The organism is Paracoccus sp. ME4, assembly GCF_046736325.1.
Classification (GTDB): Bacteria; Pseudomonadota; Alphaproteobacteria; order Rhodobacterales; family Rhodobacteraceae; genus Paracoccus.
In genome coordinates this window covers 642,916-661,578 of record NZ_CP151276.1, presented here as the reverse complement: position 1 = coordinate 661,578, position 18,663 = coordinate 642,916, and the positions used below count along the sequence as shown (strand labels likewise).

Annotated in this window: 26 protein-coding genes and 2 tRNA genes; 3 read left to right on the top strand and 25 right to left on the bottom strand. The window is 66.1% G+C overall.

Annotated features, from left to right (window positions below):
- Positions 1–5: 5 nt before the first annotated feature.
- The 11 genes from rpoB to rlmB all read right to left on the bottom strand — a co-directional run bounded on the left by rpoB (position 6) and on the right by rlmB (position 9,876).
- Positions 6–4,151 (bottom strand): DNA-directed RNA polymerase subunit beta, encoded by a 4,146-nt coding sequence (gene rpoB / locus AACG61_RS03380; protein ID WP_411838621.1) that lies wholly within the window; start codon positions 4,149–4,151, stop codon positions 6–8.
- Between the two features lie 226 nt (positions 4,152–4,377).
- Positions 4,378–4,749 (bottom strand): 50S ribosomal protein L7/L12, encoded by a 372-nt coding sequence (gene rplL / locus AACG61_RS03375; protein ID WP_411838620.1) that lies wholly within the window; start codon positions 4,747–4,749, stop codon positions 4,378–4,380.
- A 65-nt stretch (positions 4,750–4,814) separates the two neighbouring features.
- Positions 4,815–5,330, bottom strand: coding sequence for a 50S ribosomal protein L10 (gene rplJ, locus AACG61_RS03370; protein WP_411838619.1), 516 nt, complete (start codon positions 5,328–5,330; stop codon positions 4,815–4,817).
- Positions 5,331–5,562: 232 nt separating this feature from the next.
- Complete coding sequence (gene rplA, locus AACG61_RS03365) at positions 5,563–6,261, bottom strand: 50S ribosomal protein L1 (protein ID WP_411838618.1); 699 nt, start codon at positions 6,259–6,261, stop codon at positions 5,563–5,565.
- A 2-nt stretch (positions 6,262–6,263) separates the two neighbouring features.
- A complete protein-coding gene (gene rplK, locus AACG61_RS03360) occupies positions 6,264–6,716 on the bottom strand; it encodes a 50S ribosomal protein L11 (RefSeq protein WP_411838617.1) in 453 nt (150 codons plus the stop codon).
- 78 nt (positions 6,717–6,794) lie between these two features.
- Positions 6,795–7,331 carry a transcription termination/antitermination protein NusG gene (gene nusG, locus AACG61_RS03355; RefSeq protein ID WP_411838616.1) on the bottom strand — a complete coding sequence of 179 codons (537 nt, stop codon included), beginning with the start codon at positions 7,329–7,331 and terminating at the stop codon, positions 6,795–6,797.
- Between the two features lie 173 nt (positions 7,332–7,504).
- Complete coding sequence (gene secE, locus AACG61_RS03350; protein WP_136886885.1) at positions 7,505–7,699, bottom strand: preprotein translocase subunit SecE; 195 nt, start codon at positions 7,697–7,699, stop codon at positions 7,505–7,507.
- Positions 7,700–7,793: 94 nt separating this feature from the next.
- Positions 7,794–7,869 (bottom strand) — tRNA-Trp (locus AACG61_RS03345).
- A gap of 67 nt (positions 7,870–7,936) precedes the next feature.
- Entirely contained in the window at positions 7,937–8,368 is a 432-nt protein-coding gene (locus AACG61_RS03340; RefSeq protein WP_411838615.1) for a CoA-binding protein, read from the bottom strand.
- 199 nt (positions 8,369–8,567) lie between these two features.
- On the bottom strand, positions 8,568–8,972 hold the full coding sequence (locus tag AACG61_RS03335; RefSeq protein WP_411838613.1) for a YHS domain-containing (seleno)protein: 405 nt from the start codon (positions 8,970–8,972) through the stop codon (positions 8,568–8,570).
- A gap of 100 nt (positions 8,973–9,072) precedes the next feature.
- Complete coding sequence (gene rlmB, locus AACG61_RS03330) at positions 9,073–9,876, bottom strand: 23S rRNA (guanosine(2251)-2'-O)-methyltransferase RlmB (RefSeq protein ID WP_411838612.1); 804 nt, start codon at positions 9,874–9,876, stop codon at positions 9,073–9,075.
- A gap of 135 nt (positions 9,877–10,011) precedes the next feature.
- On the opposite strand from rlmB, the gene AACG61_RS03325 reads away from it, so the two are divergent.
- Positions 10,012–10,095, top strand: a tRNA-Tyr gene (locus AACG61_RS03325).
- A gap of 99 nt (positions 10,096–10,194) precedes the next feature.
- Here the strand turns inward: AACG61_RS03325 and AACG61_RS03320 are convergent.
- The 12 genes from AACG61_RS03320 to AACG61_RS03265 are packed head-to-tail and all read right to left on the bottom strand — an operon-like array spanning position 10,195 to position 16,832.
- Complete coding sequence (locus tag AACG61_RS03320; protein WP_411838611.1) at positions 10,195–11,280, bottom strand: tyrosine-type recombinase/integrase; 1,086 nt, start codon at positions 11,278–11,280, stop codon at positions 10,195–10,197.
- A complete protein-coding gene (locus AACG61_RS03315; RefSeq protein WP_411838609.1) occupies positions 11,280–11,468 on the bottom strand; it encodes a hypothetical protein in 189 nt (62 codons plus the stop codon). Before AACG61_RS03315 ends, AACG61_RS03320 begins: the two co-directional genes overlap by 1 nt.
- Positions 11,468–12,046 carry an MT-A70 family methyltransferase gene (locus tag AACG61_RS03310; protein WP_411838608.1) on the bottom strand — a complete coding sequence of 193 codons (579 nt, stop codon included), beginning with the start codon at positions 12,044–12,046 and terminating at the stop codon, positions 11,468–11,470. Before AACG61_RS03310 ends, AACG61_RS03315 begins: the two co-directional genes overlap by 1 nt.
- Before the next feature lie 7 nt (positions 12,047–12,053).
- Entirely contained in the window at positions 12,054–12,917 is an 864-nt protein-coding gene (locus AACG61_RS03305) for a hypothetical protein (protein WP_411838607.1), read from the bottom strand.
- A complete protein-coding gene (locus AACG61_RS03300) occupies positions 12,914–14,872 on the bottom strand; it encodes a DNA cytosine methyltransferase (RefSeq protein ID WP_411838606.1) in 1,959 nt (652 codons plus the stop codon). Before AACG61_RS03300 ends, AACG61_RS03305 begins: the two co-directional genes overlap by 4 nt.
- Positions 14,869–15,369, bottom strand: coding sequence for a hypothetical protein (locus tag AACG61_RS03295; protein WP_411838605.1), 501 nt, complete (start codon positions 15,367–15,369; stop codon positions 14,869–14,871). The genes AACG61_RS03300 and AACG61_RS03295 overlap by 4 nt, the downstream gene beginning before the upstream one ends.
- Positions 15,366–15,575 carry a hypothetical protein gene (locus AACG61_RS03290; protein ID WP_411838604.1) on the bottom strand — a complete coding sequence of 70 codons (210 nt, stop codon included), beginning with the start codon at positions 15,573–15,575 and terminating at the stop codon, positions 15,366–15,368. The genes AACG61_RS03295 and AACG61_RS03290 overlap by 4 nt, the downstream gene beginning before the upstream one ends.
- On the bottom strand, positions 15,572–15,805 hold the full coding sequence (locus tag AACG61_RS03285; protein WP_411838603.1) for a hypothetical protein: 234 nt from the start codon (positions 15,803–15,805) through the stop codon (positions 15,572–15,574). Before AACG61_RS03285 ends, AACG61_RS03290 begins: the two co-directional genes overlap by 4 nt.
- The gene (locus AACG61_RS03280; RefSeq protein ID WP_411838602.1) at positions 15,793–15,990 is read right to left on the bottom strand and encodes a hypothetical protein; all 198 of its coding nucleotides are present in this window, start codon (positions 15,988–15,990) and stop codon (positions 15,793–15,795) included. Before AACG61_RS03280 ends, AACG61_RS03285 begins: the two co-directional genes overlap by 13 nt.
- A 1-nt stretch (position 15,991) precedes the next feature.
- A complete protein-coding gene (locus AACG61_RS03275) occupies positions 15,992–16,264 on the bottom strand; it encodes a hypothetical protein (protein WP_411838601.1) in 273 nt (90 codons plus the stop codon).
- Positions 16,264–16,632: a hypothetical protein gene (locus tag AACG61_RS03270; RefSeq protein ID WP_411838600.1), complete on the bottom strand. Its 369-nt coding sequence runs from the start codon at positions 16,630–16,632 to the stop codon at positions 16,264–16,266. The genes AACG61_RS03275 and AACG61_RS03270 overlap by 1 nt, the downstream gene beginning before the upstream one ends.
- A complete protein-coding gene (locus tag AACG61_RS03265; RefSeq protein WP_411838599.1) occupies positions 16,629–16,832 on the bottom strand; it encodes a hypothetical protein in 204 nt (67 codons plus the stop codon). The genes AACG61_RS03270 and AACG61_RS03265 overlap by 4 nt, the downstream gene beginning before the upstream one ends.
- 129 nt (positions 16,833–16,961) lie before the next feature.
- Here AACG61_RS03265 and AACG61_RS03260 point away from each other — a divergent pair, with 129 nt between their 5' ends.
- Entirely contained in the window at positions 16,962–17,159 is a 198-nt protein-coding gene (locus tag AACG61_RS03260) for a hypothetical protein (protein ID WP_411838598.1), read from the top strand.
- Positions 17,160–17,183: 24 nt separating this feature from the next.
- Here AACG61_RS03260 and AACG61_RS03255 read toward each other — a convergent pair whose 3' ends face one another.
- Together AACG61_RS03255 and AACG61_RS03250 are read right to left on the bottom strand one after the other, a co-directional pair.
- A complete protein-coding gene (locus AACG61_RS03255) occupies positions 17,184–17,702 on the bottom strand; it encodes a hypothetical protein (protein WP_411838597.1) in 519 nt (172 codons plus the stop codon).
- A 237-nt stretch (positions 17,703–17,939) separates the two neighbouring features.
- The gene (locus AACG61_RS03250) at positions 17,940–18,278 is read right to left on the bottom strand and encodes a helix-turn-helix domain-containing protein (protein WP_411838596.1); all 339 of its coding nucleotides are present in this window, start codon (positions 18,276–18,278) and stop codon (positions 17,940–17,942) included.
- 92 nt (positions 18,279–18,370) lie between these two features.
- Between AACG61_RS03250 and AACG61_RS03245 the strand changes: the two genes are divergently transcribed.
- Positions 18,371–18,658 (top strand): hypothetical protein, encoded by a 288-nt coding sequence (locus tag AACG61_RS03245; RefSeq protein ID WP_411838595.1) that lies wholly within the window; start codon positions 18,371–18,373, stop codon positions 18,656–18,658.
- The last annotated feature ends 5 nt before the right edge of the window (positions 18,659–18,663 follow it).

Here is an 18,663-nt window from a genome sequence, read left to right as displayed (position 1 = left end):
CGCCCTCACTCGTCCTCGTCCACATCCAGGAGTTCCATGTTGAGGCCCAGACCCCGGACCTCCTTGACCAGCACGTTGAACGATTCCGGCACGCCCGCCTCGAAGTTGTCCTCGCCCTTGACGATGGACTCGTAGACCTTCGTGCGGCCGGCCACGTCGTCCGACTTGACGGTCAGCATTTCCTGCAGCGTGTAGGCCGCGCCATAGGCTTCCAGCGCCCAGACCTCCATCTCGCCGAGACGCTGGCCGCCGAACTGGGCCTTGCCGCCCAGAGGCTGCTGCGTGACCAGCGAGTACGGACCCGTGGAACGCGCGTGCATCTTGTCGTCGACCAGGTGGTGCAGCTTCAGGACGTACTTCATGCCCACGGTGACCTTGCGGGCGAACTGCTCGCCCGTGCGGCCGTCGAAGACCACCGACTGACCCGAGGTGTCGAAACCGGCACGCGTCAGCGCGTCGTTCACGTCAGCCTCCTTGGCGCCGTCGAAGACCGGCGTCGCGATCGGCACGCCCGTGCGGACCGTGCCCGCATGCTCGCGCAGGGTCTCGTCGTCCAGGCCGTCGAACATCTCGGAATACAGCTCGTCGCCGTAACCGATGCGCATCGCCTCGCGGACCGGAGTCATGTCGCCATTGCGGCGATAATCCTCCAGCGCCTCGTCGATCTTGAGGCCCAGGGCGCGGCTGGCCCAACCCATGTGGGTCTCCAGGATCTGACCCACGTTCATGCGCGACGGCACGCCCAGGGGGTTCAGAACCAGGTCGACGGGGGTGCCGTCCGCCAGGAACGGCATGTCCTCCATCGGCACGACCTTGGACACGACGCCCTTGTTGCCGTGACGGCCGGCCATCTTGTCGCCCGCCTGCAACTTGCGCTTCACAGCGACGAAGACCTTGACCATCTTCATCACGCCCGGCGGCAGGTCGTCGCCCTGACGGACCTTCTCGACCTTGTCCTCGAAACGCGCCTCCAGCAGCTTCTTCTGGGTGTCGTACTGGCCGTTCAGGGCCTCGACCTCCTTGGCGACGTCCTCCTCGGACACCGCCAGCTGCCACCACTGGCCACGCGACATGGTGCCCAGCAGCTCCTCGGTGATCTCGGTGTTGGCCTTGATCCCCTTGGGGCCCTTCAGCGCGGTCTTGCCCAGGATCAGCGACTTCAGACGCGCATAGATGTTGCGGTCCAGGATCGCCTGCTCGTCATCGCGGTCGCGCGCCAAGCGCTCGACTTCCTCGCGCTCGATCTGCAGCGCGCGCTCGTCCTTGTCGACGCCGTGACGGTTGAAGACCCGCACCTCGACGATGGTGCCATAGGCACCCGGCGGCAGACGCAGCGAGGTATCGCGCACGTCGCTGGCCTTCTCGCCGAAGATGGCGCGCAGCAGCTTTTCTTCCGGCGTCATCGGGCTTTCGCCCTTGGGGGTGATCTTGCCCACCAGGATGTCGCCCGGCCCGACCTCGGCGCCGATATAGACGATGCCGGCTTCATCCAGGTTGCGCAGAGCCTCTTCGCCCACGTTCGGGATGTCGCGGGTGATCTCCTCCGGCCCCAGCTTGGTGTCGCGGGCCGCCACCTCGTATTCGTCGATATGGATCGAGGTGAACACGTCGTCGCGGTGGATCCGCTCGGAGATCAGGATCGAGTCCTCGTAGTTGTAGCCGTTCCACGGCATGAAGGCCACGACCACGTTCCGGCCGATGGCCAGCTCGCCCTGGTCGGTCGAGGGACCGTCCGCGATGACCTGGTTGGCCACGACCTTCTCGCCCACCTTGACCAGCGGACGCTGGTTGATGGTCGAGGACTGGTTCGAACGCTTGAACTTGCGCAGACGATAGATGTCCACGCCTGCGTCGCCCGCACCCATGTTCTCGGTGGCGCGCACGACGATACGCTGCGCATCGACCTGGTCGATGACGCCGCCGCGACGGGCCATGATGGCCGCGCCGGAATCGCGGGCGACGGTCGCCTCCATGCCGGTGCCGACGAAGGGCGCCTCGGCGCGCAGCAGCGGAACCGCCTGACGCTGCATGTTCGACCCCATCAGCGCGCGGTTGGCGTCGTCGTTCTCAAGGAACGGGATCAGCGCCGCGGCGACCGAGACCAGCTGCTTGGGTGACACGTCGATCAGGTCGATCGCATCCACCGGGTTCAGCATGAAGTCGCCCGACTGGCGGGTCGAGATCAGCTCGTCGACGAAGTTGCCCTCGGCGTCCAGCGTCGCGTTGGCCTGAGCGACCGTGTGGCGCATCTCCTCGGTCGCGGACATGTAGACCACGTCGTCGGTGACCTTGCCCTCGATGACCTTGCGGTAGGGGGTCTCGATGAAGCCGTACTTGTTCACCCGCGCGAAGGTCGCGAGGCTGTTGATCAGACCGATGTTCTGGCCTTCCGGCGTCTCGATCGGGCACATCCGGCCGTAATGGGTCGGGTGGACGTCGCGGACCTCGAAGCCCGCACGCTCGCGCGTCAGACCGCCCGGCCCCAGGGCCGACAGGCGACGCTTGTGCGTCACTTCGGACAGCGGGTTGGTCTGGTCCATGAACTGCGACAGCTGGCTGGAGCCGAAGAATTCACGCACCGCCGCCGCTGCGGGCTTGGCGTTGATCAGGTCCTGCGGCATCACGGTGTCGATCTCGACGCCGGACATGCGCTCGCGGATGGCACGCTCCATGCGCAGCAGGCCCACGCGGTACTGGTTCTCCATCAGCTCGCCGACCGAACGCACCCGGCGGTTGCCGAGGTGGTCGATGTCGTCGATCTCGCCCTTGCCGTCGCGCAGCTCCACCAGGCCGCGGATGCAGGCCACGATGTCGTCATGGCGCAGCGTGCGCTGCGTGTCGGGCGCGTCCAGATCGAGGCGCATGTTCATCTTGACCCGGCCCACGGCGGACAGGTCGTAACGCTCGCTGTCGAAGAACAGCGAGTTGAACAGGTTCGACGCGGCCTCGACGGTGGGCGGCTCGCCCGGGCGCATGACCCGATAGATGTCCATCAGCGCGCCTTCGCGGCCCATGTTCTTGTCGGCCGCCATGGTGTTGCGGATGTAGGGACCCACGTTGACATGGTCGATGTCCAGCACCGGCACGTCGGTGATGTCGTTGTCCAAGAGCACCTTCAGAAGGCCGCCCGACAGGTCGCCCTCCTTGTTGTACTCGGCGGTGATCTCGTCGCCGGCCTCGGCGTAGATGAAGCCGGTCTGGTCGTTGACGATGTCCTTGGCGACGAAGCGCCCGACGATCCGCTCGAACGGAACATAGAGGTTCAGCGGGCCGTCCGATTCCAGCAGCTTCTTGACCAGACGCGGGGTGACCTTCTCGCCGGCCTTGGTGATGACCTCGCCGGTATCGGCGTTCACCAGATCGAAGGCGGGACGGGTGCCGCGCACGCGCTCGGGGAAGAAGCGCGTGACCCAGCCCTGCTCGCGCCCCTCGCGGCGCAGGGTATAGGTCACGGTCTCATAGAAGGCGTCCATGATCGCCTCCTGGTCCATGCCCAGGGCATAGAGCAGGGTCGTCACGGGCAGCTTGCGGCGGCGGTCGATGCGCGCGAACACCAGGTCCTTGGCGTCGAACTCGAAGTCCAGCCACGAGCCGCGATAGGGAATGATGCGGCAGGCGAACAGTAGCTTGCCCGAGGAATGGGTCTTGCCCCGGTCATGGTCGAAGAACACGCCCGGGCTGCGGTGCATCTGGCTGACGACCACGCGCTCGGTGCCGTTCACGATGAACGTGCCGTTCGTCGTCATCAGGGGCATGTCGCCCATGAAGACGTCCTGTTCCTTGATGTCCTTGACGGATTTCGCCCCGGTGTTCTCGTCGACATCGAACACGATCAGACGCAGGGTGACCTTCAGCGGCGCGGCATAGGTCATGTCGCGCTGCTGGCACTCGTCCACGTCGTATTTCGGCCGCTCCAGCTCGTACTTGACGAATTCCAGCGTCGCCGTCTCGTTGAAGTCCTTGATCGGGAAGACCGACTGGAAGACGCCCTGGATGCCCTCGCCGTCATTGTGCCCGGTGCCGTCGCCCGAGTTCAGGAACAGGTCGTAGGAGGATTTCTGAACCTCGATCAGGTTCGGCATCTCCAGAACTTCACGGATGTTGCCGTAATAGCGGCGGATCCGCTTCTGGCCGACATAAGCTTGCGCCATGGGGTCTTGTCACCTTTCGTCTTCGCGCGCGGCCGGGTCGGGGCCCCCGGAACGCGCCTACGAATGCAGGGGTGAGGTTCCATTCGTGCCACGCGTCCCACCGCGCGGCTCCCGAACCTCGAACATGCCCTGAAGGATGGTCCGCGCAGGACAGCCCTTCAAGACAGGTTCGGCAGGGACCGGGAAACCCCGGACCCTGCCTTCTGTCAATCCACCAAAGGGTCGATTACTTCAGGTCGACCTTGGCGCCAGCTGCTTCCAGCTTCTTCTTGATCTCGTCGGCGTCGGCCTTGGACGCGCCTTCCTTGACCTTGCCACCGGCTTCGACCAGGTCCTTGGCTTCCTTCAGGCCCAGACCGGTGATGCCGCGCACTTCCTTGATCACGTTGATCTTGTTGGCGCCGGCGTCGACCAGGACGACGTCGAACTCGGTCTTCTCTTCGGCGGCTTCCGCGGCAGCAGCCGGGCCAGCCATCATGACGGCGCCGCCGGCGGCGGGCTCGATGCCGTACTCATCCTTCAGGATGGTCTTCAGTTCCTGGGCTTCCAGCAGGGTCAGGCCCACGATTTCTTCGGCGAGTTTCTTCAGATCAGCCATTTTTCCGTTCTTTCCAGTTAATGTTCCAACGTCGGGTCTTCAACCACCAGTCGGGAAAGGGTTGCTTACGCAGCCTCACGTTCCTCGAGGGTCGTGAGGATGCTCGCGATGTTGGAGGCAGGCGCGCCAATGGCGCCGGCGATGTTAGAGGCGGGCGCACCGAGGCACGACACGATCTGAGCGATCAGCTCATCACGCGACGGCATCGAGGCGACGGCTTTCACACCGGCCGGATCCAGAGCCTGATCACCCATCGCACCGCCCAGGATCACGAACTTGTCGTTGTCCTTGGCGTACTTGTCGGCGATCCGCGCAGCTGCGGTCGGATCCTCCGAATAGGTGATCACGGTCATGCCCGTCAGATAGTCGGCGATGCTTGCGCAAGGCTTCCCGTCCAGGGCGATCTTGGCGAGCTTGTTCTTGGCAACGCGAACCGAACCACCCGCTTCGCGCATGCGCGCGCGGAGGTCCTGCATATGTGCAACCGTCATTCCCTCGTAGTGGGCAACCACCACGACGCCAGAGCTTTCGAAGATCTGGCCGAGTTCGTCGACCAGCTGTTCTTTCTGTGCTCTATCCACGGTTTCACTCCAAGTAGGGGGGTATCCCCCCGGCTCTCACTTTTCCCGGCCTCGGGAGCCGGGTCGGGTCCGTTAGGGCAAGATCACCCGAAGGTCGGGACCTCCGGAAAAACGCTTCCCCATCTCAGGAAGGACATTAAGCGGATCGCTCCGCACCCTCCGTCTCGGACAGGACGGGGCCGCGCGCGGCCCCGCCATCCCCCACCCTTTCGGGCGGGGAAATCTCATGGTCTCAGTTGGCGGTCGCCGAGACGACGTCCACCGACACGCCCGGACCCATGGTCGAGCTGATCGAGACCTTCTTCATGTAGGTGCCCTTGGCACCCGTCGGCTTGGCGCGGGTCACGGCCTCGACGAAGGCGCGCAGGTTCTGGGCCAGCTTGTCCTCGTCGAACGAGACCTTGCCGATGCCGGCATGGACGACGCCCGCCTTCTCGGCCTTGAACTGGACCTCACCGCCCTTGGCGGCCTCGACGGCGGCCTTGACGTCCATCGTCACCGTGCCGACCTTGGGGTTCGGCATCAGGTTGCGCGGGCCCAGGATCTTGCCCAGACGGCCGACCAGCGGCATCATGTCCGGCGTCGCGATGCAACGGTCGAACTCGATCTTGCCCGACTGGATGGTCTCCATCAGGTCCTCGGCGCCGACGATCTCGGCGCCTGCGGCCTTCGCTTCGTCAGCCTTGGGGCCGCGAGCGAAGACGGCGACGCGGACGTCCTTGCCGGTGCCTGCGGGCAGGGTCACCACGCCGCGGACCATCTGGTCGGCGTGACGCGGGTCGACGCCCAGGTTCAGCGCGATCTCGACGGTCTCGTCGAACTTCGCGGTCGCGGCCGACTTGACCAGCTTGATCGCGTCCTCGACGGTCAGGTTCGCCTTGCCCTCGAATGCGGTGCGGGCGGCGGCTTTCTTCTTCGACAGTTTCGCCATGATCAGCCCCTCACCTCGATACCGATCGAACGGGCCGAGCCGACGATGATCTTCATCGCGGCGTCGATGTCGTTCGCGGACAGGTCCTTCATCTTGGTCTCGGCGATCTCGCGGATCTGCTTGACCGTCACGGTGCCGGCAGTGGCACGGCCCGGCTTGTCCGAACCCTTGGCGCGGTTGCGCTTGCCCACGGGCTTCAGGCCGGCCGCCTTCTTCAGCAGGAAGGACGCCGGGGGCGTCTTGGTCTCGAAGGTGAACGACTTGTCGGCGTAATAGGTGATGACGACGGGCACGGGCGAACCCTGCTCCATCTCCTGGGTCTTGGCGTTGAACTCTTTGCAGAACGCCATGATGTTGATCCCGCGCTGACCCAGGGCCGGGCCGACGGGGGGCGACGGGTTCGCCTGACCCGCCTTGATTTGCAGCTTGAGGCTGCCGACAACTTTCTTGGCCATCTGGCCTTCTCCTTATCATCACGCCCCGGGATGCGGGGCCGACTTAGCGGTGCGGCCTGGCGGCCTCCCGCAGTTGCATCACGCGGTCTTGGAGACCTGTGTGAATTCCAGCTCGACCGGCGTCGGCCGGCCGAAGATCGAGACCGTCACCTTGATGCGCGACGAGATCTCGTCGATCTCCTCGACCATCCCCGAGAAGCCCTCGAAGGGCCCGTCGGTCACGCTGACCTTCTCGCCCACGTCGAAGCGGATCAGGTTGCGCGGCGCGGCGGGCTCGCCGTCGCCGGTGCGGTGCAGCATTGCGTTCACCTCGTCGTCGCGCATGGGCATCGGCTTGCCCTGCGCGCCCAGGAACCCGGTGACGCGGTTGATCGAGTTGACCAAGTGATAGGTGCGGTCCGACATCTCCATATGGACCAGCACATAGCCAGGCATGAAGCGACGCTCGGAGGTCACCTTCTTGCCACGACGGATCTCGATCACCTCTTCGGTGGGCACCAGGACCTCGTCGATGTGATCCTCGAGACCCTTCTCGGCGACGGCCTGTCGAATCGCCTCTGCGACCTTCTTTTCGAAGTTCGACAGGACGCTGACCGAATACCAACGCTTTGCCATGTCTCGATCGACCCCTGCTGCTCTTGCCGGGAATCGCGCGGAAGCCGCGCCAACCCGTTGAATTCCATCATGTCCGCGAAAATCGAAATCGGCGCGCATGCGGATTCGATGCACGCCGTGTCCCGGACAGTCGGGGGCAGATACCGCCCCGGCCCGGAAATTGCAAGCCCCGATCAGCCGCTGATCAGGCGCAGGCCCTGGGTCAGGCCAGTGCGGATCGCCAGATCGACCAGGAAGAAGAACAGGCTGGTGATCGAGGCGAAGATCAGCACCATGATGGTGGTGGTGATCACCTCGCGCCGCGTCGGCCACGAGATCTTGGCGGCCTCGGCGCGGACCTGATTGATGAACTGGACGGGATTGGCCACGGGCGGCTCCTTGGGCAGATGCGATGCCGGGTCTAGCGCCCCGGGCGGGGCACTTCAACCCTGAACGGCGCAGGTCGCGGATGGCGGAAGGACCTGGCAGGGGCAGGGGGACTCGAACCCACGACCCTCGGTTTTGGAGACCGATGCTCTACCAACTGAGCTATACCCCTGAGGTCGGGTCTGATTACGGCGCAGGCGCGGGGGCGTCAAGCAGATAACCGCCCTGCCCCGCAGCCCTCACAGAAAGCGCGGAAACTCGACCTTCGGGCAGCGGTCCTGGATCACGGTGACGCCGCGCGCGCGGGCGCGTTCGGCCGCACTGTCGTCGCGCACGCCCATCTGGGTCCACACGACCGCCAAGTCGGGCAGATGGGCCAGCGCCTCGTCGACGACCGCGCCCACGGCCTCGGACCGGCGGAAGATGTCGACCATCTGCACGCCGGCATCCTTCGGGATGTCGGACAGGGTGGCATAGACCGGCTCGTCCAGGATGCTGCCGCCGGCATGGCCGGGATTGACGGGAATCACCCGGATGCCCTGCGACTGCAGATAGCGCGCGACGCCCCAGGACGGCCGCGCCTCGTTGGGCGACAGCCCCACCATCGCCACCACCCGCGTGTCCCGCGCGATGCGGGCGATGTCGCGATCCTCGTCGATCTGCATGTCCATGGTCCTGCTCCCTGTGCCTGCAGCTTCGGGTTGAAGCCTGTCACAGAAAAAGCGCCCGGTCCATCAGCGATGGCCGGGCGCAAGTCGCGGAACGAGGGACAGTGATCTTGACAAGACCGTTCCGGGGTCATGCCATGTGATGAAAATGAGCATCACCCCGGAAAAGTTCCAGTGTGCTCGCGAATTCGTGATTCCGGTTTCAGCGGCGCCAGATCTCGCGCGCGGCACGGACGATTCCCTCGGCATCCTGACGCAGCCTGCTCTCGGCCCGGCCCGATTCCAGCAGGTAGAGCCGCCCGCCCACGCGGGCAAAGAACCGCGGGTCGCCCGGCTGTGGCCGACCGTCCACGATCGAGACGGGGCACATGCCGTTCAGCGCAGGCGCATAGGCGCGGGGATCGGCCTCGAATCGCGCCCGGTTCTCCTCCGATGCGAAGTGCCACAGCTGGCCCTTCCACATGGTCGCGATGTCGCTGCGCCCGGGCGTCGGGCGTCCCGCCTGCGCATAGCCCACCGGATCGAAACCGCCCACCGCCCATTCCTGAGCCTGACCCGGCAGCGCGGCGCCGAGGACGATCAGCAGGGACAGGGCAAGGGCGCGCATGGCGATTCCGTGGGTTGGGGCATGCCGGGGTCCGACCTACTTGACAGGCCGGCACCCGAATCTCAACACGCGCGGCAAAAGCGTCGCAGGGATGTGATATTCAGGCACGCCCCGCGGCATAGAGCGCCACCGCCGCCGCGTTCGACACGTTCAGCGATCCGAAATCCGCGGCGAACGGAATGCGCGCCACGTGATCGCACAGCTTCATGGTCAGCTCGCGCATGCCCGGCCCCTCGGCGCCCATGACCAGGCAGACCGCGCGGCCCGACAGCGCGCCCATCACGTCGGGCAGCGATTCGGTGCCGGTGCCGTCCAGGCCCACCAGGATGAAGCCCATGTTCTTCAGCTGCGTCAGCGCCTCGGCCAGGTTCGGCACGCGCAGATAGGGCTGCCGCTCCAGCGCGCCGGAGGCGGTCTTGGCCAGGGCGCCGGTCTCGGGCGCGGAATGGCGGTGCGGGGCGATGACAGCCCGCGCCCCGAACACCTCGGCCGAGCGCAGGATCGCGCCCACGTTGTGCGGATCGGTCACCCGGTCCAGCGCGACCAGCAGCGGCCGCGTCTCTCCGGGCGCCTCGCGCAGCGCGACCTCCGAGAGGCTGCCCCATTTCAGCGGCTTGACCTCCAGCGCGGCGCCCTGATGGACGCTTTCGGCGGCCAGCCCCACGGCCTTGTCGAAGATGCGCGGATCGGTGATCTCGGGCTCCATCCCGTGCAGCTCGCCAAGCCGCGCCAGCGCGTTCTGCGTGACGACCAGCCGGAGCTTCTGGCGCTCGGGATTGGCCAGCGCGTCGCGCACGGCGTGCAGGCCGAACAGCCAGACCGTCTCGGCGGCGGCGGCGCGGCGGGCGCGTTCCTTGTCGATGACCCAGCTGGGCTTCTTGGCGTTTCCGCTTTTCTCGGCCATGCGGGGCCTCCTTTCCTGTGGCCCCCTCTCTGCGCGCGGCGGCGCCGTCGCGCAAGCCCCGGAAATCCGTTCCGCGCCCCCTTGACGCCCCCCGGCAGGGCGGCTAATCACCCCGCACGCCGAGAGCGATCCGGCGGGCGACGTGCTGCAAGGTGCGGCAGCGGACTGTAACTCCGCCGGGGAGACCCATGCCTGGTTCGATTCCAGGGTCGCCCACCACTTCCCCAAATAAGCTAGTAATTTCAGCGATGAAGTGTCCCGCTGCCTCTTCAGGGGGCGTTATGGGAATCAATGGGTTACACGACGAGTGTCCCGCGATTACCAGTCGATCCCGGCAAGCGCCCGGACACCGTCAGCGGCGAGGATTCGTCGCTCAGCGCCCTTGGTGTAGATCTCCGACGTCTTCGCCTGAGTGTGGGCCATGACCGCCATGATCTGATACTGGGTGCAGCCGTTCTCAGACATCATCTCGGCAACGGCTTTCCTGATCCCGTGCGATGACCGTCCAGGCAGGCCTGCAGCCGTACACCACCGTTGGACGCGAACGCGCAGTGCCTCGACCGAGGTGAACGGCTTGCCCTTCTCGCTGAGAAGATAGGTGGGGCCAACGACCTTTGCCGCCCGCGTCGCGGCCATCAGGGGCGGCAGCATAGGGATTGAGACGAAAGCCGACCCCTTCTTGGCCGGTTGCCATTCCAGCCAGGTCTGGCCGTTGCGGGTCGTTTCCTGATCGCGGCCCAGCCAGAGGGCATCGCCGATCCTGCAGGCGGTGAAGGCATGCAGGGTCAGCCAAAGATGGGCTGTCGTTCCAGCGGGATGGTGATCCTTGAACTTCTTCAGGTCCGCCGCGGTCCAGGGCACGGCGCCGCCCTTGGGCTGCGTATTGATCACGCCGATGCCGGCGGCCGGGTTATGGCCGATCTCGTCGCGCTCCATCGCCCATTTGTAGACGGCCCGGATCGACTTGATCAGGTTGTCGGCCGCGCCGGGATGGGCCGCCCAGGCATCGCGAACCGCCACAAAGGCAGATGTCGGGGCATCCATGTCGAGGCTACCGTATCGGTCGCCGTCATCGTCCAGATGGTCGCAAAGGCGGGACAGGACGCTGCGCCGCTGCTTGAGCGTGGCGGCTGACATCTGGCCGGCATCGACCATCTTGCCGAGGAAATCGAGATAGCGCCCGCAGATCCAGTCCAGCGACCGTTCCACATGGCGCGGGGTGCTGGGCACCCACGTCTCGCCTGCCCGCGCTGCGTAGTAATGGTGGGCGAAAGCAGGATCTTCGGGGCCGACCGGGATATGGATCCGGCGGGTCTTGTCGCCCTCGACGCGGACGCGATAGCGCATGGTTCCGTTGCGATTGCGCTCGATCAGCAGCCCCGGAAAATCTACCCGCACATCCATCACCGTTTGGCCCATTGCTTAGGCTTCACAACTTGCCCGGCCTCCTTGGCCGAGTCTACCGCCTGCGCGGTGGTGACGGTGATCGTCCCGTCCTTCGAGACGGTATATCCTGCGATCTGCAGGCCACATTCCTTCGCCGCCTCCAGCGCGCGGCGAATGGCTGCCTGACTTGCTGCCGGTGCGCCCATCAGCTCGCCTCCTCGAATTTCTCGACTTCATGGCCCCAGTTGGACCACCCTGCCCGCCTCTGGCGGCTGAACACCTCGATCCGCCGGGCGTCGGGCATCAGCTTTTCGGCCGCCTGGAAGGCCTCCTCGGGCTTGCGGCTATGCTCGCGGATCTGGCCCATGATCACCGACCGGACGCCGCGGTCCTTGATCTTCGGCGCGCCGCGCGTGGCGATCAGGAAGGGCTCGCCTGCGCCGCGCAGGATGTAGCCGGTGCCCATGTTCAGCTTGCCCTTCACGGTGGTCTTCACCCAGTGGCCGCCCGTCTTGTAGGTGAAGCCCCAGGCTTCGATCACCTTCAGGGCTTGGGGCAGCATCGTGTTCAGCGACCAGAGCCACAGCAGGCAATCGGACGCCGCGAGGGATTCGACCGGCAGGGCGCAGATGTCGTTGATCGACATGCAGTCGTAATGCGCGCTCGGGCTTTTGGCCTCGCCCTTCTCGGACCGCATCTCATAGCGCCAGGGCGGGTCGGCCATGATCAGGTCGAACCCACCGAAGGGGCGCAGCGCGTGGAACTGGTGAAGGGCTGAGGTCATGTTTTCCTTACCCTTCGCCGACGATCTGGTCGCGCAGCTGGCGGTCGGTGAAACCATCTTCATGGCTGCAGCGGAGCGCGCGAACGGCGTCCTCGGCGTCTCGGATGCCGTCAAGGCGTTCCTGCAGGCCGGCCTGCCGTGCCGCAGTTTTCAGGGCCTGCAGCTTGGCCAGAGCCGCGTTCCAATCTACGGCAGTCCGCTCAGCTTTCCCGTCGCGCTCGCCGGCCTCATAGCCCGCGCTGAAACTGCCGCAGTCGGCCACGGCAGATGCCTCGAGCCCGGCGCGGATCTTCCACAGGAGATCCGCGATCCCGTCTTGGGCCTCGTCGCCCTCGAACCCGGAAATGAACCGCTCGGCCGCTTCCAGTGCCGTCCGCAGATCATCGGCAGGCTGCGAGAGGGCGGCGCGGGTCGGCTTCGGCACATAATGCGGCTGCCACGCGATCACATTGCCGATGATATAGTCATCGTAGCTTTCGCCCTTGTAATCAGCCGCGTTCGACCACCACTCGCCGTCATGGCACCCCAAGAATACCTCAAGGGTGGTGCCGCCGTCGCCATCTGGGCTTTCCACCAGAAGCCAAGCGACATCAGCGCCCGATGGCGGCGCGCCGTCACGCCATGCACGCAGATCGCCGGCAGGGGTGGCACGGCGCCCGATGTCGCTTTCATGCCGGATCGTAATGCCGTCGCGCGGGCCGCTCCATCCGTTCGGGTGCGAATAGGAAAGGGCGTCCTTGTAGGAATAGCGCCCCGCCTCCTCGGGTCGGCTGGTGTAGCCTTGGGCATTCGGGCGATACCATCCGCGCCCTTCTTTGTGGATCAGCCAGCCCGTCTGGCGTGCCTCGTCGGTCAGTCGTTCGGTCGTCATGCGTCCATCTCCATCGCTTCGGCGGCATGGCCGCCCTGTTCCGTGATCCGCAGGTGCCTGCAGTTGGCCGCGACCAGCGCCTCGGCCAGCGGGGGGCAGACGCTGTTTCCGCAGCAGCTGACCTGGACGTCCTTGGCGAAGGGCCGCCAGGTCGGGCTGTCGGTGTCGAGGCCGTCCCAGACCCCCTCGATGACGTAATCCGCCGGGAAGCCTTGGGCGCGGAACAGCTCGCGCGGGGTCAGCATCCGCATGCCGATGTCGATCACGACGTAAGACTCGCTGCCGATCGTCAGGGTGACGAACTCGCCCCCGTCCCAAGCATCGTGGGCGCGCAGGAAACCGGCCACGGCGCGGGCCCGGGCGTGATGCTCGGGCGCGAAGGGCGGGGCGACAAGCTCAGCCTGCATGTGGCCCATGCGGTCTTTGACCGTGACGGTGTGGCAGGGCTCGTCGGTCCGGGCGCCGTCGCCGGTGCCGTAGTATTTCGCGAACCAGGCCGCGACCGGGGTCTGGTGGCTGCCCGAGGCGGCGACGGTCGACAGCGGACCCCGCGCGTCGTGCCCGGCATGGGCCTCCATGCGCGGCCCGCCGTTCTGCTGCGCCAGAAACGCCGCCACGGGCGCATGCTTGACCCCGCCCGCAACCACCGTGCCGAGGGGCGCGGCCACGTCCAGCGCGCGGGGCTGCTGGCCCGGGCGCTCGCCATAACCGGTCTGGACCATCGTCGCGGCGATCAGGCTGTTCTGGTCCTTCTTGCTGGCGCAGATCGTGTGATGCGGGTCGGTCGCAGACCGGTTTCCGCCGCCCTGCTGGGCATAGGTCAGCACCGGGGCGATGACAGTCAGCCCCGCGCCGCCCGCGGTGATGGTGTGGGCCGGTTCGTCGGCGCGCTGCCACGGCTTCTGGCTGTTGCGCATCGTCGCCAGCAGGGGGGCGATCAAGGCAAAGCTTTGCGACGTCATCTGCGTGCGCACCGGATCCGCGAGCGAGTAGATGCCATTGCGCTTCACCGCGCTGGTCATATCGGTGCGCATGAGGCTTGGGGCGATCAGGGCGCTATGCCCGCCCCCGGCCAGCACGGTCGGATGCGGCGCGCTGACCGCGCTGTAGCGGCGCGCAGTGCCCTTGAGGCTGACCAGGAACGGCCGCTCGGCCTCCAGCACATAGCGCTTCATGCCGCGCGCCACGCGGGCCAGCGTGTTGGCCGCCAGCGGGCGGATCGCGCGCAGCCCGTGCTTCGCCATCACCTCGGCCGAGCTGTCGAAGATCGACGGACAGGGCAGCGACCAGTCGATGCAGGTCTCCGCGCCGACCCAGGGCAGCAGCTGGCCCTTGCGGACCTCGGCCGAGGCCGGGTTGCCATGGGTGGGCTTCGGCCAGACGATCGGGCGGCCGTCGCGGCGCGCGACCAGGAACCAGCGCTTGCGGATCGTCGGCGCGCCATAGTCGCAGGCCCGCAGCTCGCGCCACTGGACCTTGTATCCGGCCTTCTTCAGCCGCCCGATCCAGAGCTCGAAGGTCTGGCCCGCGAACTCCTTGATCGGCTGGCCGTCATTGTCGACCGGGCCCCAGGTCACGAACTCCTCGACGTTCTCCATGCAGATCACGTCGGGCTTGGCGAACTCGGCCCACCGGACCACGACCCAGGCCAGATCGCGGATGTTGCGGTCGCGCGGCGCGCCACCCTTGGCCTTGCTGAAGTGCTTGCAGTCCGGGCTGGCCCACAGCAGCCCGACATGGCGGCCCCGGGTGACCGCCAGCGGGTCCACGTCCCAGATGTTGCTGTCCAAGTGCAGCGTCTCGGGGTGGTTCGCGGCATGCAGGGCCAGCGCCTTGGCGCTGTGGTTGATCGCCACGTCCGGGCTGCGGCCCAGGGCCAGCTCGATCCCGGTCGACGCCCCGCCGCCGCCGGCGAAGCTGTCGATGATCATGGGCAGGTGGGGATGCGGGGTCATGCCGTGGCCTCCGGCTTCATGAAGACGATCCAGTGCGACTTGGCGGTCTTGCCGCACCGGTTCCCGAACAGCGGCTTCTGGTCGGTCAGCGCCAGGATCTCGGAGACGCGGACCTCATGCTCATTCCACTTGAAGATCAGCGTCCCGTTCGGACGCAGGACGCGGAAGCACTCGGCGAACCCCGCCCGCAGGTCATCGCGCCAGTCAGCGCCGAGCTTGCCATACTTCTTGGCCAGCCAGCCGGACCGCCCATTCTGGACGAGGTGCGGCGGGTCAAAGACCACGAGATGGAACGACGCATCCCCATACGGGAGCGCACGGAAGTCCAGCAGCACATCCGGCGCGATCACCAGTTGGCGGGAGCCGCCGGGGCTGGATCGGTCCTGCAGGGAATGGGCTTCCTGACGAATGTCGCCGAATACGGCCCGGCCATCCTGGCGGTCGAACCAGAACATGCGGCTGCCGCAGCAGGGGTCGAGGATGGGGCGGATCGTCATGCCTGGCCTTCCTTCGCCAGTGCCTCGCGCCCGGCCTTCGTGATCGTGATCCAGCACTGGCCGCGCTGGCCTGTGTGGGCATGCGTCAGGGTCGCATAGCCGAGCCTCGCCAGCGCGCCGGCGGTCGCGGCCGGGGCCGTCGCGGAGCAGCGGCCGTTGATGGTCGCGGACCGGAGGGCGGCCAAGCACTTGGCGGAAAGGGTCATGCGTTGCGCCTCCACATCTGCTGGGCCAAATCCGAGAGGGCGGTGATCGGCGGCAGCTGGACCGGCAGCGCGATCCGCGACCGGTCGCGGGCCTCCATGATGCGGCAGACCTCGGCTGCCTGCCGGTGGATCAGCAGCATGTCGATTGGGGCATTCCCGCCGAAGCGATCGGCCACCTCCAGCAGGGCCACCGCGATGTCGTCTTTCTCGTCCTGGGTCAGGCAGGGCATGTCGTCACCTTCTGGCTGTGCGCGGCATGGCGCGCGAGATGGGCGTCGATGTCGGCGTGGGCGCGCGACAGGCTGCAGGCGGTGCCATGGCCGTCGGTCGCGTCGTGGGTCCAGCTCCAGACGCCGCCCGGCATGTCGGTCAGCATCAGGGAGGCCCCGCGATAGTTGATGGCGCTGTAGTTCATGTCAGCACCGGCCCGCAGGCTGATCGGTCAGCGTCTGGACGGGCAGCGCCACGCTTCCCTCGGCCTCGATCGCGGCGGTCAAAAGCTCTTGCGCCAGCTCGCGCGCCTCCTCGGGCGCCAGGATGATCCCCGCGATCATCTCCTGGGCGCCGTCGTCCTGGACGCAGCCCACGGCGAAGGTGACCAGCCGGTCTGCGGTCGGGCCATCATCGCCCTGATCGGCGATGATCGCGGCCGAGACGGCGGTGGCGTTGCAGAGGATCAGGGTATCCATCACGCCACCCCCATCAGCCGGGCGGCGCAGGCGCCCAAGGTCGCGGTGCCGTCGCAGGCCACCGGCCAATGGGCGTCGAGGGTGGCCGCGATACCCAGCACGATGCCGAGGGCCAGCGCCGCCAGGGCGAGGCCCTGGATGATGCCCCGGACCTGCGCGCGGCGCTCCAGCCGCTCGGTGGCGGTGGGGCCGGTCACCGTCAGGTGCGGCGGCATCGGGCCAAGGCCCTCGCGCAGCGCCTGCCCGCGCAGGTCGCGAGCCTCCTCGACCATGTCGGCAGGCCAGCCCATGCCGGGGTTGCGCATGATGCGGTCGGCATCCTCATGGGACAGGCGGGGACCGAAGGGCCGGTGCGTGGCGCCGGTCATTTCGGGCACCGACGCGTGACGCCGAAGCGGGAAGGCCGCTGCGACACGATGAGGCCCTGATGGCTGGCCGCGATCAGCCACGCCAGGCGGCGGACCGAGGGCGGCGCCGCAGCAGCGACGACCGGGCAGGAGATCAGCGCCAGCGCGTCAGCGACGGCGGCGGGCGCATCGGGAAGAGAGACGGTGAGGCTGGGGCGCATGGCCGGGTGCTCCATCATGGGCGCGGGACTGTTGCGCGCCGGGGGAAATGAAGATCAGGTGATTGGTGCGGGCAGCGCTGTCGGGGCGCGGCCCGCTATTCCCCACGCCAAGGAAAGGACACGCGGGAAATGAGCGGATTGAGCAAAGAGCAGCTGGACGCGATCGAGGCCGAAGTCGCAGGGCGCCCCGAAGACATGGAGGAGCTGATCGACATGGTCATGGAATTGCGGGGCGACCTGGATCGCACGACCGAAGAGGTCTACGCGGCCAACACCGAACTGGCGCTGCTGAAAAAGAAGCTGCAGCAGGCTGGCATTGCAGTCTGAGGTCGGCCCCGGCATCGTCGCGCCCTATGCCGTCGTCAGGTCAAACGTGGCGACGGTCGTGAACGCTTCGCCGATCCGGCGGGCGACCAGGCATCCGTCGGCATCAATGCGCACGTCGTGAACGTCACGCAGCTGGCAGCCAAGGGCTTTGGCTGCCAGTTCCTTATGATGAACCTGCAGCGTCCACTGATTCGGATCGCACATCTTCTCCTCGGCGCTACGCAACGCGCGCAGCGCCGAGACCCACTGCCCCGCGTTCTCGGGGTCGTTGCTGATCACTTGGCGCAGATCCGCGATCATCTCTTGCACCACCGCCGTCTGCTCGGGGCGATCCAGGTAGCGGGTGAACTGAGCGCTGAGCTTGATCTCCATGATCCGCGCTGCGGCGCGGAAGGTCATCGACAGCGGATCGACTGTCGCGGCGACCTGCGCCGCGCGGCGCAACAGCGCCACCTTCAGCTGGAAGTTCTCAAGCGAGCCATTGACGGCGGACGGATCGGGGATCGCGTCGGCTGCGGCGGGGGTGGTCTGGGGATCGGACATGGCCGGTTGCTCCATCGGGTTGCGATGGGCTAAAGCTAAGTTGGCAAATGCCAATCGTCAACATTCTTATTTGGCGTTTGCCAAAAAACGTGCCAAACAGACATTTCGCAACCTGCGCGCTTGTGCCGGTCGCGATTGTTCGCTTAATGTTCTCATATTGGCGGAGAAAGGGCTCGGCGTTGGAGCGGGAGTTGCAGTTTTTACAGTTAGTTCAGCGACTCGACGAGCGTAACGCGCTCAATCTCGCGACTTGCCTGGGTTATTCTGCTGCGACAAAAGAAACCGCACGAAGCCCTCAAGCTGCTGCTGCTGTTCCGGATCAAGCTGATCGTAGGTCGCCGCGATCCAAGCCTTAGGGCCGAGCATTTCTCGCTCGCCACCGTGAATTAGGTAGCTGACCGACACTTCCAGAACACGCGCCACGGCTTCCAGATCAGCACCGTTAGGCTTGGCGTTCTCGCGAACAAACCATGGATTGATCCGGTGGTATGGAATGTTCGTCAGGCGTGCGAGGTCCGCCCGCGTCAGCCCATGCTCACTCAGAAGTTCTGTGATACGCGTGGCGACCGTGCTCATTGCCATGCGCCAAAGATACCTCTTTGGAATTGCCAAGCGCAATTTGGCATTTGCCTATTGACTGATGTTGGCATTTGCCAAATACTGCAGGCATGGATGCGAACAAGATCATCTCTGAGATCGAGGACTACAGCACCGCTGCGGGGCTGAAGCCTTCTACCGTTTGTCAGCGTGCTTTCGGCAACGCCCGATACCTCGACCGCCTCAGTGCGAGACTGGGGCGGCTTGCAGACGAGCACAGACGGTTCAGGCAGTTCGTCGCAAAAAATCCGCCTTTGGTCTCGGCTGAACTGACGCAACCATCTTCTGTCCCTCCCACCTCCAACCAAGAGACCCCTCATGACCAGCCCCAATCCGATGCACCATCGGACGCAGCCTGATGCGT